At 75.8% G+C, this 13,395-nt stretch carries 10 protein-coding genes; 4 read left to right on the top strand and 6 right to left on the bottom strand.

Going from position 1 to position 13,395, the window contains the following annotated elements; translation table 11 throughout:
* Positions 1 to 1,209: 1,209 nt before the first annotated feature.
* The 4 genes from AC07D6_RS07205 to AC07D6_RS07190 form a co-directional block, all read right to left on the bottom strand.
* Positions 1,210 to 2,367 (bottom strand): VWA domain-containing protein, encoded by a 1,158-nt coding sequence (locus AC07D6_RS07205; protein ID WP_479042699.1) that lies wholly within the window; start codon positions 2,365 to 2,367, stop codon positions 1,210 to 1,212.
* The gene (locus AC07D6_RS07200; RefSeq protein WP_479042697.1) at positions 2,364 to 4,724 is read right to left on the bottom strand and encodes a DUF5682 family protein; all 2,361 of its coding nucleotides are present in this window, start codon (positions 4,722 to 4,724) and stop codon (positions 2,364 to 2,366) included. Before AC07D6_RS07200 ends, AC07D6_RS07205 begins: the two co-directional genes overlap by 4 nt.
* Positions 4,721 to 5,845, bottom strand: coding sequence for an ATP-binding protein (locus tag AC07D6_RS07195; protein WP_479042695.1), 1,125 nt, complete (start codon positions 5,843 to 5,845; stop codon positions 4,721 to 4,723). Before AC07D6_RS07195 ends, AC07D6_RS07200 begins: the two co-directional genes overlap by 4 nt.
* A gap of 226 nt (positions 5,846 to 6,071) precedes the next feature.
* Positions 6,072 to 6,494 (bottom strand): MmpS family transport accessory protein, encoded by a 423-nt coding sequence (locus tag AC07D6_RS07190; RefSeq protein ID WP_315878347.1) that lies wholly within the window; start codon positions 6,492 to 6,494, stop codon positions 6,072 to 6,074.
* A 124-nt stretch (positions 6,495 to 6,618) separates the two neighbouring features.
* Here AC07D6_RS07190 and AC07D6_RS07185 point away from each other — a divergent pair, with 124 nt between their 5' ends.
* Together AC07D6_RS07185 and AC07D6_RS07180 are read left to right on the top strand one after the other, a co-directional pair.
* Entirely contained in the window at positions 6,619 to 7,956 is a 1,338-nt protein-coding gene (locus AC07D6_RS07185) for an SWIM zinc finger family protein (protein ID WP_479042693.1), read from the top strand.
* A gap of 17 nt (positions 7,957 to 7,973) precedes the next feature.
* A complete protein-coding gene (locus AC07D6_RS07180; protein WP_315878349.1) occupies positions 7,974 to 9,614 on the top strand; it encodes a DUF5691 domain-containing protein in 1,641 nt (546 codons plus the stop codon).
* Between the two features lie 386 nt (positions 9,615 to 10,000).
* Here the strand turns inward: AC07D6_RS07180 and AC07D6_RS07175 are convergent, their stop codons facing one another.
* Positions 10,001 to 10,414, bottom strand: a complete 414-nt coding sequence (locus AC07D6_RS07175) for a coenzyme B12-dependent isobutyryl CoA mutase small subunit (RefSeq protein WP_315878350.1) — start codon at positions 10,412 to 10,414, stop codon at positions 10,001 to 10,003.
* A 106-nt stretch (positions 10,415 to 10,520) separates the two neighbouring features.
* On the bottom strand, positions 10,521 to 10,661 hold the full coding sequence (locus tag AC07D6_RS07170) for a hypothetical protein (protein ID WP_315878351.1): 141 nt from the start codon (positions 10,659 to 10,661) through the stop codon (positions 10,521 to 10,523).
* A gap of 83 nt (positions 10,662 to 10,744) precedes the next feature.
* Between AC07D6_RS07170 and AC07D6_RS07165 the strand changes: the two genes are divergently transcribed.
* Positions 10,745 to 11,578: an esterase/lipase family protein gene (locus tag AC07D6_RS07165; RefSeq protein ID WP_479042689.1), complete on the top strand. Its 834-nt coding sequence runs from the start codon at positions 10,745 to 10,747 to the stop codon at positions 11,576 to 11,578.
* Between the two features lie 220 nt (positions 11,579 to 11,798).
* Positions 11,799 to 13,268, top strand: a complete 1,470-nt coding sequence (locus AC07D6_RS07160; protein WP_479042687.1) for a M23 family metallopeptidase — start codon at positions 11,799 to 11,801, stop codon at positions 13,266 to 13,268.
* The last annotated feature ends 127 nt before the right edge of the window (positions 13,269 to 13,395 follow it).

The raw sequence follows: 13,395 nt of genomic DNA, 5'->3' as shown, positions 1-13,395 counted from the left end.
AACGTGACTGCTCTGTCACAAGGGAGGCGTACACGGTGTCCGTGGACGCGGCATGTCCGTCTCGCAGGTTATCCCCGGAGGGGGTGCCGCCCTAAATCGCAGATCACACCCGAACGGTGATACCTGTCACAGACAGGAACCTCAAACGGGCGGCCCCACCGGCTGTGAGACCGCCCGTGACTACGGATTTCGTGGCAGACCAGACGCACGGACCGAACGCTCCCGCCGGGCCGTGGCAGGCGCTCCCGCCGGGCCGTGGCAGGCGCTCCCGCCGGGGCGTGGCGGGAGCTCGGCGGGGCTCGGCGGGGGCTCGCTGGGAGCCCCGGCGGGGACCGACGGAGCCCCGGTGGAGGCCCGGCAGAGCCCCGGCCGAGCCCCGGCGGACGGCTCGACGGAGTCCCGGCAGGGGCTCGACGAGGACTCGGCAGGGGCTCGACAGAAGCTCGGCGGGAGCCTCAGTGGGCGGCTCGGCAGAGCCCCGGCGGACGGCTCGACGGACTCTCGGCAGAGATCCGGCAGGGGTTCGACGGGGACGCGACGGAAGCTCGGCGGAGAATCCGCAGGAACAGTCCGGGGCGATGGGACTGTCCGCCGTCCGGACGCCCTGGAGGGTGGTCCCGGCGTGCGGACGGGCGTCGCTCGTCGTCGCGGTGGTCCCGTCGTGGGTGAACGGCGCGGCGCCGTCCGCGAGGGTGGCGCTGGTGGTGACGCTCGTCGCGACGGGCTCGACCAGGGCGACGAAGGTCTCCACGAGCCTCCGCACGGTACGGGCGACGGCACCGGTCACCCCCGTGGGCGAACGGGTCCACCTCAGCCGCCACGCCCGTCGTCGGCGGCCGGACGCCCTCGGTGGCACCGGCGACCGGGCCGCCCGTGGAGCCGGCCGTCCCGGCACCGCAGCGCACCACCAGGTGGGTGCGCGCCTCACGGTCGGCAACCGGCTCGTTCCCGACCGGCGATGCCGGGTCCCCGGCACCGCCGCAGGGCCCGCCCCGGCATGTGCCCGGCCCGCCATGAGGCCCGGCCCCGCCGCGACCCTCGCCCCGCCCTCAGGTCCGCTCCCGGCACGTGCCCGTCCCCGTCGTGAGACCGGCCCCGCCGTGGGGCCCAGCTCCGCGTGGTGTCGAGCACCTTGCCGGTGGCCACGTCGACCGCCCGGCCCCGGCGTGGGGCCCGGCCGTCCGCGTGGGGCCCGGCCGCCCGCGTGGGTCACATCGGCTCGGGGACCGGTATCGGGCGCTTCTCCAGGGCCGCCGCCATCACCTCCGGGAAGAGGTCGGGGGTGCACGCGAACGCCGGCGCCCCCAGCGCCGCCAGCGCGGCGGCGTGCTCCCGGTCGTACGCGGGGGCGCCCTCGTCGGACAGGGCGAGCAGCGTCACGAACTGCACCCCGGCCGCCTTCATCGCCGCGACCCTCTTCAGCATCTCGTTGCGGATGCCGCCCTCGTAGAGGTCGCTGATCAGCACCACGACCGTGTCGGCCGGCCGGGTGATCTGCGACTGGCAGTACGCGAGCGCCCGGTTGATGTCCGTGCCGCCGCCCAGTTGCGTGCCGAACAGCACGTCCACCGGGTCGTCGAGCTGGTCCGTCAGGTCGACGACGGCCGTGTCGAAGACGACGAGCCGGGTCGCGATCGACCGCATCGACGCCAGGACCGCGCCGAACACCGAGGCGTACACGACGGACGCCGCCATCGACCCGGACTGGTCGATGCAGAGCACGACCTCCTTCTTGACGGCCTGTGAGGCGCGTCCGTAGCCGACCAGCCGCTCGGGGACGACCGTGCGGTACTCGGGCAGGTAGTTCTTCAGGTTGGCGCGGATCGTGCGGTCCCAGTCGATGTCCCGGTGCCGGGGCCGGCTGATGCGGGCGCTGCGGTCGAGGGCCCCGGTGAGGGTGGCCCGGGTGCGCGTGGCGAGGCGCTTCTCCAGGTCGTCGACGACCTTGCGGACGACGGCCCGCGCCGTCTCCTTCGTCGTCTCGGGCATGGCCTTGTTGAGGGAGAGCAGCGTGCCGACGAGGTGGACGTCCGCCTCGACGGCCTCCAGCATCTCCGGCTCCATCAGCAGCGCGGACAGGCCGAGCCGGTCGATCGCGTCGCGCTGCATGACCTGCACGACGGAGCTGGGGAAGTACGTGCGGATGTCGCCGAGCCAGCGCGCCACGGACGGCGCCGACCCGCCGAGCCCCGCCGACCGGTCCCGGCGCCCCTGCCGCCCGGCGTCGCCGGGGGCCCCGCCGTACAGGGCGCTCAGCGCGCCGTCCATGGCGGCGTCCGTGCCGGTGAGGACACAGCCCGTGCCGTCCGCCGCTCCCCCGCCGAGCACCATGCGCCAGCGCCGCAGCCGCTCCTCGTCGCCGGTCATCGGCCCACCCCCGCGAGTTCGTCGTCGTTCGGCCGCCGGTGGCCCAGCAGCAGGTCCAGCAGGGGCAGCACCCCGTCGGCGCGGGCCTCGTCGAGGCCGGGGCCGAAACCGGGCGCGCCCGCCTCGGTCAGCGTCGCGCCGCCGCCCCCGGAGGGGCCGCGCCGGACGAGTTCGCCGAGCGTGCGGCGCACCCCCGGCTCGTACGCGGAGAACGTGCGGCGCAGCAGCGGCAGCACGTCCGTGAACGCCTCGGCGGGCACGGCCGTCAGCCACGCGTCGACCAGGGCGAGCAGCCGCTCGTCGTGGACGAGGAGCATGCCGCCCGAGCCGTCCCGGCCAGGGCCGCCCGCCCCGCCGACGAACCCCTCGATCCAGGCGGCGGCCTCGGCCGGTGCCGTGCCGGGGGACAGGGCGAGGCCCATCAGGCGGGCGGCCTCGTCCTCGGCGAGCCGCCCGTCGTCCAGGAGGAGCCGGGCGGCGCGGCCGCGCAGGGCGCCGGGGACCGTGTCGCGGCGGGCGAGCCGTTCCAGGACGGCCGTCCACCGCGCGGTGACCTCGTCGGCGTCCGGGAGGAGCCGTATCGCCGTGTGGACGGTGTCGACGTGGCCGCGCATCTCGGCGGCGCCGTCCGCGTCCAGTCCCGCGCAGGCGGGCGGCAGGCCGACGCATATGCGCAGGGCGAGGCCGGTGGCGACCTCCGCGAGCGCGGCGGCGTCCGTGGCCCGCACGTCCCCGTAGCGGAGGGAGCGCGCCAGGGCGGGCAGGGCCAGGGCGAGGCGGCCGACGTCGGCGTCGAGCGCGGCGCGGTCGGCGAGGGCCTTCATGACCGGGGGCAGCGCCTCGGGCAGGTCCGCGAGGAGGCACCGCTCGGCGAGGGCGGTGACCTCCGCGAGGGCCGTGGCGGCGACGGCTCCGGCCTCGGCCTTGGCGGTGGCGGCGGACAGGACCGTGGTGCCCCACACGCCGGCCTCCGCCACCCGGACGTGGAGCTCGGGCTCCCAGCGCAGCCGCCAGGTCTCCCGGAACGTGCCCGTGCCGCGGGCGCGCGCGGGCTCGCCCCAGTCGACGCCGAGGAGGCGCAGCCGGTGCAGGAGGCGGCTGCGGGCGGCGTCGGTGTCCTTGCGCAGGTCGAGGTCGAGCTCCCGCTCCGCCGCCTCCGGTCTGAGGCGCAGCGTGCGCTGGAGGCGGTTCAGGTCGCGCTGGAGGGGCACGGCGGGCGCCCCGTCGGGCACCTCGCCCAGGACGTCCCCGACCACGAGCCGGTCACGGATCAGGGCGAGCGGCACGTCGGAGCCGTCGCACATCACCGCCCGGACGGCGTCGGTCGTCTCGGTGAGCCCGGGCAGGGGCCGGCCGCGCATCGCGGCGAGCGTCCCGGCGAGCCGTACGGCCTCGATGACGTGGGCGGACGACACGGGGTGGTCCTCCTCCCGCAACAGTCCGGCGACCTTCGTCATCCACCGTTCGACGGGCCGGTCGGGCACGGCGAACAGGTGCCCGTACCAGCCGGGCGAGTCGATGCCGGCGCCGTAACCGGAGCGGCGGGCGAGCCTGCGGTGCGTCCACGGCACCCAGGTCGTCTCCGTCCTGACCTTGGGGAGTCCCTTGAGGAGGGCCCGGTCGGCGGTGACGGTGGTCTTCTCGGCGAGCGCCGGGACGTGCCAGGCGCCGCAGACGAAGGCGACGGCGTCGTCGCCGTGCTCCTTGCGGGCGGCGCGCAGTTGGAGCCGCATGTACGCCTCGCGGACGGGGTCGCGGACGGGGTCGCGGGCGTTGCCGCCGTGCCCGTACGTCTCGCGCAGCGCCGTCATCGCCTCCGCGACGGCCGCGAACGGTGCCAGCGGGTCGCCCGTGTGCGCCGCGCGGTGCTCGACGGCGTCCTCCCACCAGCGTTCCGGGTCGTCGTACCCGGCGGTCTCGGCGAGTACGGCGAGGGGGTCGACGCGCAGTCCGCGGCGCCGCCCGTCGGCGGACGGCTCGCCCGAGTCGCCGTCACCGGTGTCGTCGTCCTCGTCGCCCCACGTGGGATCGCCCGTCATGGCGAGGGTGTGGGTGGCCGGCAGGTCGGCGAAGCGGACGGCGGCGCCGTGGTCGAGCGCCCAGCGGAGGGCGACCCACTCGGGCGAGAAGGCGGCGAGCGGCCAGAACGCGGCCTTCCCCGGGTCGTCGACGGCGTGCGCCAGCAGGGCGACCGGCGGGCGCATCCGCTCGTCGGCGGCGAGCGGCAGCAGCGCGTCGGCCTCCGGCGGGCCCTCGATCAGCACGGCCGCGGGACGGGCCGCGTCGAGGGCGGCGCGGACCGCGCGCGCCGAGCCGGGCCCGTGGTGGCGCACCCCGAGCAGCAGGGGACCGGTCACGCCGACACCTCCCGGCAGGCGCGGTAGAAGTCCTTCCAGCCGTCCCGCTCGCGGACGACGGTCTCCAGGTACTCCTGCCAGATGACGCGGTCGGCGGCCGGGTCGCGGACGACGGCGCCGAGGATGCCGGCGGCCACGTCGGCGGGGCGCAGCACGCCGTCCCCGAAGTGCGCGGCGAGGGCGAGTCCGCTGGTGACGACGGAGATCGCCTCGGCCGTGGAGAGCGTGCCCGACGGCGACTTGAGCTTGGTGCGGCCGTCCGCGGTGACGCCGTCGCGCAGTTCGCGGAAGACGGTGACGACACGGCGGATCTCGTCGATGCCCTCGGGCGCGCCGGGCAGGTCGAGGGAGCGGCCGATCTGGTCGACGCGGCGGGAGACGATGTCGACCTCGGCCTCGGGCGTCTCGGGCAGGGGCAGGACGACCGTGTTGAAGCGGCGGCGCAGGGCGCTCGACAGGTCGTTGACGCCCCGGTCGCGGTCGTTGGCCGTGGCGATCAGGTTGAAACCGCGGACGGCCTGGACCTCCTGGCCCAGCTCCGGGATGGGCAGCGTCTTCTCGGACAGGATCGTGATGAGCGTGTCCTGCACGTCGGCGGGGATGCGGGTCAGCTCCTCCACACGGGCCGTCATGCCGTCGGCCATGGCGCGCATGACCGGGCTGGGCACGAGGGCGTCGCGGCTGGGGCCGTGGGCGAGGAGCCGCGCGTAGTTCCACCCGTACCGGATGGCCTCCTCGGGCGTGCCGGCCGTGCCCTGGACGAGGAGCGTCGAGTCGCCGCTGACGGCCGCCGCGAGGTGCTCGGACACCCAGGTCTTGGCCGTGCCGGGGACGCCGAGGAGGAGCAGGGCGCGGTCGGTGGCGAGCGTGGTGACGGCGACCTCGACGATCCGGCGCGGGCCCACGTACTTCGGTGTGATCACCGTGCCGTCCGGGAGCGTGCCGCCCAGCAGGTACGTGGCGACCGCCCACGGCGAGAGCCGCCAGCGCTCCGGGCGGGGCCGGTCGTCGGCCGCGGCGAGCGCCTCCAACTCGTGCGCGAACGCGTCCTCGGCATGCGGCCGCAGGGCGTCGGCGCCGCTTTCGGCACGGTGCTTCTCGGTGGTTGCGGGCACGGTCATGGGATCCCCCTCCAGATCGTTCGAATGGTTCGACCGGGTCTGGGATCCACCGTGCACCACGCCACTGACAATCGACCGTTTCCGCAGGCCACAGCGGTAAAACCGGGGCTTACCCGGGGAGTTGGGCGGGCCGGGGGCGGGAGGGGGTCGCCGGGGAGGGGGCCCCTGGGGAGGGGAGCCGCCCGGCCGACGCCCGGGCGGGGTCACCGGGCGTCGGCCGGCCCGCTCACTCGGTGGCGATCGGGGAGACCGCCACGCAGCTGAGCGTCGCGGCCGCGCCCTTGCCGGACGCCTCCTTCAGCACCTTGCCCTTGTGGGTGATCTTGCAGCTCGCCCGGGCGCCGTCCTGGATGGAGACGGGCGTGACGAGCGGCGCCTCGATGCCGCGCAGCGTCACCGTCTTGCGCCACGGCAGGGTCGGCTTCTCGACGGTCTCCAGCTTCGGGTTCATCGCGTCGCCCCCGCCGCCGTTGTAGCTGATCGAATCGATGCCGGCGCCGGTCACCTCGTACGTCACCTGGTACGTCTCGTTGATCGCGCTGTCGACGCGCTCGGTGGCCTCGTCGGCCGCCTGCGAGCAGGCGCCCAGGCCGAGCGCGAGACCGGCCGCCGCCAGGACGGCGACGGCGGATCGGCTGGTGCGGTTCATGTGCTCCCCCGGAGGTCGAGTGGTGGTGGCACAACGGTACGAGCGTGCCCCGCCGCCTCCCCCGCCGGGGCCCGTCACCGCAGGTCGGGACCGATTGTCAGTGGCGGGCCCTACGGTCGACGACATGACTGAGCAGGGGGTGCGCTGGACGGCGGAACAGGTGCTGGCTCTGGCTCCTGACGCCGCCTCGCGCAAAGCGGGAAGCAAGCTGGGCACCGCCGGGCCGTGGTCCGGCACGGGGTGCGGCGGCACGGGGGCCGTGTGGGGCCTGTGCAAGGGCAGCGGCAGCAAGCCGTACCGGACGGTCGTCGACCTCACGGGCCCGGCGTACAAGTGCAGTTGCCCGAGCCGAAAGTTCCCGTGCAAGCACGCGCTGGGGCTGCTGCTGCTCTGGGCGGCGGACGACGCCGCCGTACCGGCGGGGGCGGACGCGCCGGACTGGGCGGAGCAGTGGCTGGAGAGCCGGGGGGAGCGCGCCGACGCGCGGAAGCGGAAGGACGACGGCGGGCCGGTCGACGCGGAGGCGGCGCGGAAGCGGGCGGCGGCCCGGTCGGCCCGCGTCACGGCCGGCGCGGAGGAGCTGGAGCAGCGCCTCGCGGACCTGGTGCGCGGCGGGCTGGCCGCCGCCGAGCAGGCGGGGTACGGGCTGTGGGAGGAGACCGCGCGCCGCATGGTCGACGCGCAGGCGCCGGGCCTGGCGGGCCGGGTCCGGGAGCTGGGCGCGATACCCGGTTCGGGCCCCGGCTGGCCGGTGCGGCTGCTGGAGGAGAGCGCGCTGACGCACCTGTTGGACCGGGCGTGGCTGGGCGTCGACCGGTTGCCGGGGCCGCTGGCCGCGACGGTCCGCACGCGGGTCGGCCTGCCCGCGTCGGCGGAGGGACCGGCGGTCCGGGACCGCTGGTTGGTCCTCGCCCAGTACGACACGTCGGACGGCAGGCTGACGACGCGCCGCATATGGCTGTACGGGCAGGACACGGGGCGCACGGCGCTGCTGCTGTCGTTCGGGGCGGCGGGCCGGGCGCCGGAACTGGCGCTCGCGGTGGGCCTGGTCGTCGACGCGGAGCTCGTCCGCCACCCGGGGGCCGGGCAGTTGCGGGCGGAGCTGGGCGAGCGGTTCGCCGCGCCCGTACCGGGGGACGCGCCGCCGCCGGGCGGGACGGTCGGGGACGCGCTCACGGCGTACGGGCTGGCGCTGCGGGACGACCCGTGGCTGGACTCCTGGCCGGTGACGCTGCGGGACGTGGTACCCGTGCCGGCCGCGGAGGGCTGGCAGTTGGCCGACGCGGACGGGGGCGCCGCGCTGCCCGTCACGGGGTCGGCCCCGGCCCGGCCGGGGCTGTGGCGGCTGGCGGCGGTGTCCGGCGGCGCGCCGGTCACCGTCTTCGGCGAGTGCGGCCACCGGGGGTTCACACCGCTGGCCGCCTGGTCCCCGGACGCGCCCGGCACGATCCCGCTCACCTGACGGCTGGAGGAGAAGACATGACCACCACGACGTGGGAAGACCTCGTCACGTCGGCCCTCCTGGGCACGGACCGCCGCCCGCTGCCGGCCCCGGCGGGGCTCCCGGCGGAGGCGGGCGCCCCGCCCGGGACCGGGGGTCCCGGCGACGGGCCCCCCGCCGACGCTCCGGTCGCGTTGCTGGACGCCGCCGCCGTGCAGACCGTGCGGCGGCGGGCCGGGCTCGTCCCGGCCGCCGCCGCGCCCCTGCCGCGGCCCGCGCCGCGCGACGGGCGTCCGCCGTTGCCCGAGGCCGCCGCGCGCCGGCTGGCGCAGTTGCTCGCCGACCGTCCGTCGGCGGGCGGCGGTGGCCGCCGGGGCACCGCGCCCGACCTGACCGAGCTGCTGCCGCAGTGGCTGGCCGCCGCCAACGCGTACGGCTACCGCGCGCCCGCGCCCGCCCTGCCCGCGCTGCTCGACGCCGCCCGCGCCCGTACCGACCTGCGGCCGCAGGCGCTGGCGTTCGGCGGGCCGCGCGCGCTGTGGCTGGCCGCGTTCAACCCGGAGTGGAGGTTCGCCCTGCGCGGCGCGGCCGGCGGAGCGGCACTGCCCGCGCCCGACGACGCCGAGGGCGTGCGGCGGCTGTGGGAGGAGGGCCTGTTCGCCGAGCGGGTCGCGCTGCTGGCGGCCGTACGGGCGCACGACCCGGCGGCGGCGCTGGACCTGCTGGCGTCGACGTGGGCGACGGAGCGGGCCGAGGACCGGCTGATGTTCCTGGACTCGCTGCGGACGGGGCTGTCCGACGCCGACGAGGAGTTCCTGGAGCGGGCCCTGCCGGACCGCAGCCGCAACGTCCGGTCCACGGCGGCGGAGCTGCTGTCCGCGCTGCCCGGGTCGGCGTTCGCCGCGCGGATGGCCGCGCGGGCCGCGTCGTGCGTGGGCCTCGACCACACCGGGCGGCAGGCGACGATCACGGTGGAGGCGCCGCACGAGTGCGACGCGGAGATGCAGCGCGACGGTGTCGTACCGCAGCCGCCCTCCGGCCGGGGCCGGCGGTCCTGGTGGCTCGGCCAACTGGTGGAGGCCGCCCCGCTCGGGCTGTGGCGGGAACGGCTCGGCGGACGGACCCCCGAGGAGATCGTCGCCCTGCCGGTGGCCGACGACTGGCGCGACGAACTGCACGCCGCGTGGTGCAGGGCGGCGGTACGGCAGCGGGACGCGGCATGGTCGCGGGCGCTGCTCGGCCCCGCGTCGGCACCGCCCGCGTCGGGACCGGGGGTGTCGTCGGCGGCGGCGCTGCTGTCCACGCTGCCGCACGAGGAGCGGGCGGAGTGGGTCGCGGCGTTCATCGCGGCACACGGGCTGTCGGAGGCGTTCCAGCTGCTCGGGGTGTGCGCGGTGCCGTGGTCCGGGGCGCTGGGGAGGGCCGTGGTCGACGCGCTGGACATCGCGCGGGAGGCCGGGAGCTACCCGTGGAGCTTCAGCGGGGTGATGGGGCTGGCGGAGCGGTGCCTCGACCCCCGCGAGGCGGACCGGCTGGAGGTGCTGACGGCGGCGACCGACGAGGGGGAGGACGCGGCGCCCGGGGCCGGGGGGTACTGGGCGGAGGCGTTCCAGCGGCTGGTCGCCACCCTGCGCCTGCGCGCGGCGATGCGTACGGAGCTGGCTCCGCCGGGGAGCTGACGGGCCCTCGCACCGGCCGACCCCGGCCGAGGGGACGGACCGGCGCGGCGGCCGGATGCCCGGACGTGCCGGACCACCGGACCAAGCAGCCACCGAACCGATCGGCCACCGAACCGGCCGGTCAGCGGACCTGTTGGCCACCGGACCGGGCGGTCATCGAACCCGTCAGCCACCGGACCGGGCGGTCACCAGCCCCCGTCAGCCATCAGACCGGGCGGTCAGCGGACCTATTGGCCACCGGACCTGTTGGCCACCAGACCGGTCAGCCACCGGACCGGCCGGTCGCCAGACCCGTCAGCCACCAGACCGGTCAGTCACCGGATCCGACGATCCGTCGGATCGGCCGGGCGGGGCGAAGGGGGGCTCGTCCGGGGCGCTCCTCGGGGTCAGGCGCCGGTCGGCTGGCGGACGTGGGCGTTGACCCAGTCGACGATGGACGCCGTCGTCGCGCCGGGCGTGAAGATCTCCGCGACGCCCTTCTCCTTCAGCGGCGGGATGTCGGCCTCCGGGATGATGCCGCCGCCGAAGACCTTGATGTCCTCCGCGTCGCGTTCCTTCAGCAGCTCCAGCACACGCGCGAACAGCGTGTTGTGCGCGCCGGACAGGATCGACAACCCGATCGCGTCGGCGTCCTCCTGGATCGCGGTGTCCACGATCTGCTCCGGCGTCTGGTGCAGGCCGGTGTAAATGACCTCCATACCGGCGTCACGCAGCGCCCGCGCGATCACCTTCGCGCCGCGATCGTGGCCGTCGAGACCCGGCTTGGCCACCACCACGCGGATCGGACCGGTCACACCCATCACTGCCTCCACATGCGTCCCCCGTACCTGTATGCCGGGGAGGTGAACGAACGTTATCTCCAGCATCCCGCAACCGGCCGTTTCGCGGTCAAGAGCGAGGGGGAAATCACACGTGGGACATGTTCGCCACGCGCCGCACCCGCGCCGAGTGGACCACGGGACAGCCGGGGCGGACGCGATCCGGAGCCGCGACGAGGTCGTCGTACCCCTCGCGCCGCCAGCCGCGCGGCACGGAGGTAGGGCGCATCCCCACCCTCGGCCGCGGCGCCGCCCGAGGGCGTGCGGGGGAGACGGAGCCGTCCTCTGTACGCCGCTCACCAGGAGGTCGGCATGCGGGGTCCACCACCACCCGCCACCGCGACCGCCCTCCGCGCCGACGCCCTGAGGTCGGCCGCCCTGGAGGCGGCCGTCCTCGCCGGGCACGTGTTCCTCTACCCCGCCGGCCTCATCCCGGCGGGCCTCGTCCCCGAGCGCCTCGTCCCCGAGTGCCTCCGTCCCGGACGGTGCCCCACCGCCGCGCCGCACGGCACCCGCCCGCCCGTCGTCCTGCTCCACGGGCTCTCCGACAACCGTTCCGCCTTCGTCCTGCTGCGGCACGCCCTCGCGCGGGACGGCACCCGGTACGTCCGGGCCGTCAACCACTCACCGCTCACCCGTGACCTGCGCGCCGCCGCCCACCGGCTCGCCGACCACGTCGAGGAGCTCCGCGCCCGCACCGGCCACGCCGAGGTGGACCTCGTCGGGCACAGCCTGGGCGGCTTGGTCGCCCGGTACTACGCACAGCGGCTCGGCGGCGCCCCCCACGTCCGCACGGTCGTCACGCTCGGCACGCCGCACGGCGGCACCTCCGCCGTCCCGCTCGCCGGCGTGCACCCGCTCGTCCGCCAGATGCGCCCCGGCTCCCCCGTCCTGCGCGAACTGGCCGCCCCGGCGCCCGACTGCCGCACCCGGTTCGTCAGCTTCTGGAGCGACCTCGACCTTTGGATGTCCCCCGCCGAGACGGCCCGCCTCGACCATCCCGACCTGGACACCGTGAACGTCGAGGTCACCGGCGTCGGCCACCTCACGCTGCCGGTGCACCCGGCGGTGGCCGCCCGGATCGTCGCGGAACTCGACCGCGACGCCCCCGATCCCGGAACCGCGAATTCCGTGATTGTGGCGTGAAGTCGCCACCACGCGTCGAACGAATTTCGAACGTACCGCCAAGGCTCGGTGTGCGCTCCGCCGAAAGGCGACCGAATGCCCGTTTCCTCGGGCGGTAAACCCCACCGAAGATTGTCGGTTGCGCATACCGCCGGGTACAGTCGCGCCCACTGCTTCCCCTCCGGGTCCCCGTCAGGGCCGGCCCGGAACTGGTCCTGCTGCCGAGGCGAGAGAGAAGTTGGTGAACGACCAGCACCCCCACGCCGGCTACGTCGAAGACGACGTGTACGCCACGGGCAGTTTCACGACCAGTGAGAGCGGCTTCGACAACGGCGGTCACCAGGCCCCCGCGTACGGCACCGGTTCCTACGACACCGGCGCCTACCGGACGGCCGACTCCCTCTACGGTGGCTACGACACCGGGCACGGCGGCCAGTACGACGCCGCGCAGTGGCCCGACGCGTCCGCCACCTCCGCGTACGCCGCGTACGCGGACCAGTCCGGCCAGTGGGACACCACGGCCTGGGCCCCGCCGCAGGACGACCCGCAGTACTCGGCGACGGCGGCCACGTACGAGACGACCGGCCAGTGGTACGTGCCGGGCGCCGACTCCTACGGCACCGAGCCCTTCGGCACCGGAACGTACGGCACGGATTCCTACGGGACCGGTTCCTACGACGCGACCGCGTGGAACTACGCGCCCGAAGAGACCACCGGGACGTTCGTCCCCGAGCAGTACGACTACTCCGCTGTCGACGACACCCCCCAGGCCGAGGCCCTCCCGGCCGAGCCGGAGGCGGTCGCCGGTCCCGGGACCGAGCCCGACGACGACCCGCACGCCGACGGCTCCGCGTCCGAGGCGGACGACCTCGCCGACGACGGCCCGTCGACGGAGACGCTGGAGACGCTGGGCGAGACCGTCGCCGTCGCTCCCGCCCCGCGCCCGACCCGCCGCGCCGGCGGCAGCCGCGGCAGGCGTCGCACCCCCGCCCGGCGTTCCGCGCTGCTGACCGTCGCCGTGCCCTCGGCGTGCGTGATGGGGGTCGCCGGGATCGCCGCCGCGTCCGTCAGCGGACTCACCGGCACCGAGCAGAAGGACGACGGCAAGGCGGTGACCGCCGCCGACCCTGCCGCCCCGAAGCCGGCCGTCGCCAACAGCGCCCTCGACACCCAGCTCGCCGCGCTCGACGCCGAGGCCCTCGACTTCAGCGACCGCGCCAGCCGCACCCAGGAGCGCCTCGACCTCAAGGCCCGCCAGGAGGCGGAGCGCAAGAAGCGCGAGGAGGATGCGAGGCTCCGCGAGGCCATGCGCCCCAAGTTCGCGCTCCCGGTGCAGCTGCGCCAGCTGAGCGCCGGTTACGGCCAGGCGGGCGTCAACTGGATGTCCCTGCACACCGGCATCGACTTCCCCGTCCAGTACGGCACGCCCGTGATGGCGGCGACGGACGGCACCGTGCGCACCCAGTGGAACAGCGCGTACGGGAACATGGTCATCGTCACCGCCAAGGACGGCACCGAGACCTGGTACTGCCACCTGAGCAGCGCCAAGATCCGCTCGGGCTCCGTCAAGGCGGGCGACGTCATCGCGTACTCGGGCAACTCCGGCAACTCCACCGGCCCGCACCTGCACTTCGAGGTGCGGCCGGGCGGCGGCACCGCGATCGACCCCGAGGCGTGGCTCCGAGGACACGGCCTCAACCCGACCGGCTGATCCGACCGGCTGGCCCGGCCTCCTCCCCCGACGCCTCCTCGCCCCGGCCGACTGGCGCAACCGCCCTGGCCCGGCCCCTTCGCCCCGGCCGACTGGCTCCAACCGCCCTGGCCCGACCGGTTGGCTC

It is taken from the genome of Streptomyces sp. NPDC045287 (assembly GCF_056432325.1).
This window is presented reverse-complemented; position numbering and strand designations above follow the sequence as displayed.

Coding starts and splice junctions, on each gene's coding strand:
- AC07D6_RS07205 (WP_479042699.1), bottom strand. CDS start 2,367: ATGACCGGCGACGAGGAGCGGCTGCGGCGCTGGCGCATGGTGCTCGGC.
- AC07D6_RS07195 (WP_479042695.1), bottom strand. CDS start 5,845: ATGACCGTGCCCGCAACCACCGAGAAGCACCGTGCCGAAAGCGGCGCC.
- AC07D6_RS07190 (WP_315878347.1), bottom strand. CDS start 6,494: ATGAACCGCACCAGCCGATCCGCCGTCGCCGTCCTGGCGGCGGCCGGT.
- AC07D6_RS07185 (WP_479042693.1), top strand. CDS start 6,619: ATGACTGAGCAGGGGGTGCGCTGGACGGCGGAACAGGTGCTGGCTCTG.
- AC07D6_RS07180 (WP_315878349.1), top strand. CDS start 7,974: ATGACCACCACGACGTGGGAAGACCTCGTCACGTCGGCCCTCCTGGGC.
- AC07D6_RS07175 (WP_315878350.1), bottom strand. CDS start 10,414: ATGGGTGTGACCGGTCCGATCCGCGTGGTGGTGGCCAAGCCGGGTCTC.
- AC07D6_RS07170 (WP_315878351.1), bottom strand. CDS start 10,661: ATGCGCCCTACCTCCGTGCCGCGCGGCTGGCGGCGCGAGGGGTACGAC.
- AC07D6_RS07165 (WP_479042689.1), top strand. CDS start 10,745: ATGCGGGGTCCACCACCACCCGCCACCGCGACCGCCCTCCGCGCCGAC.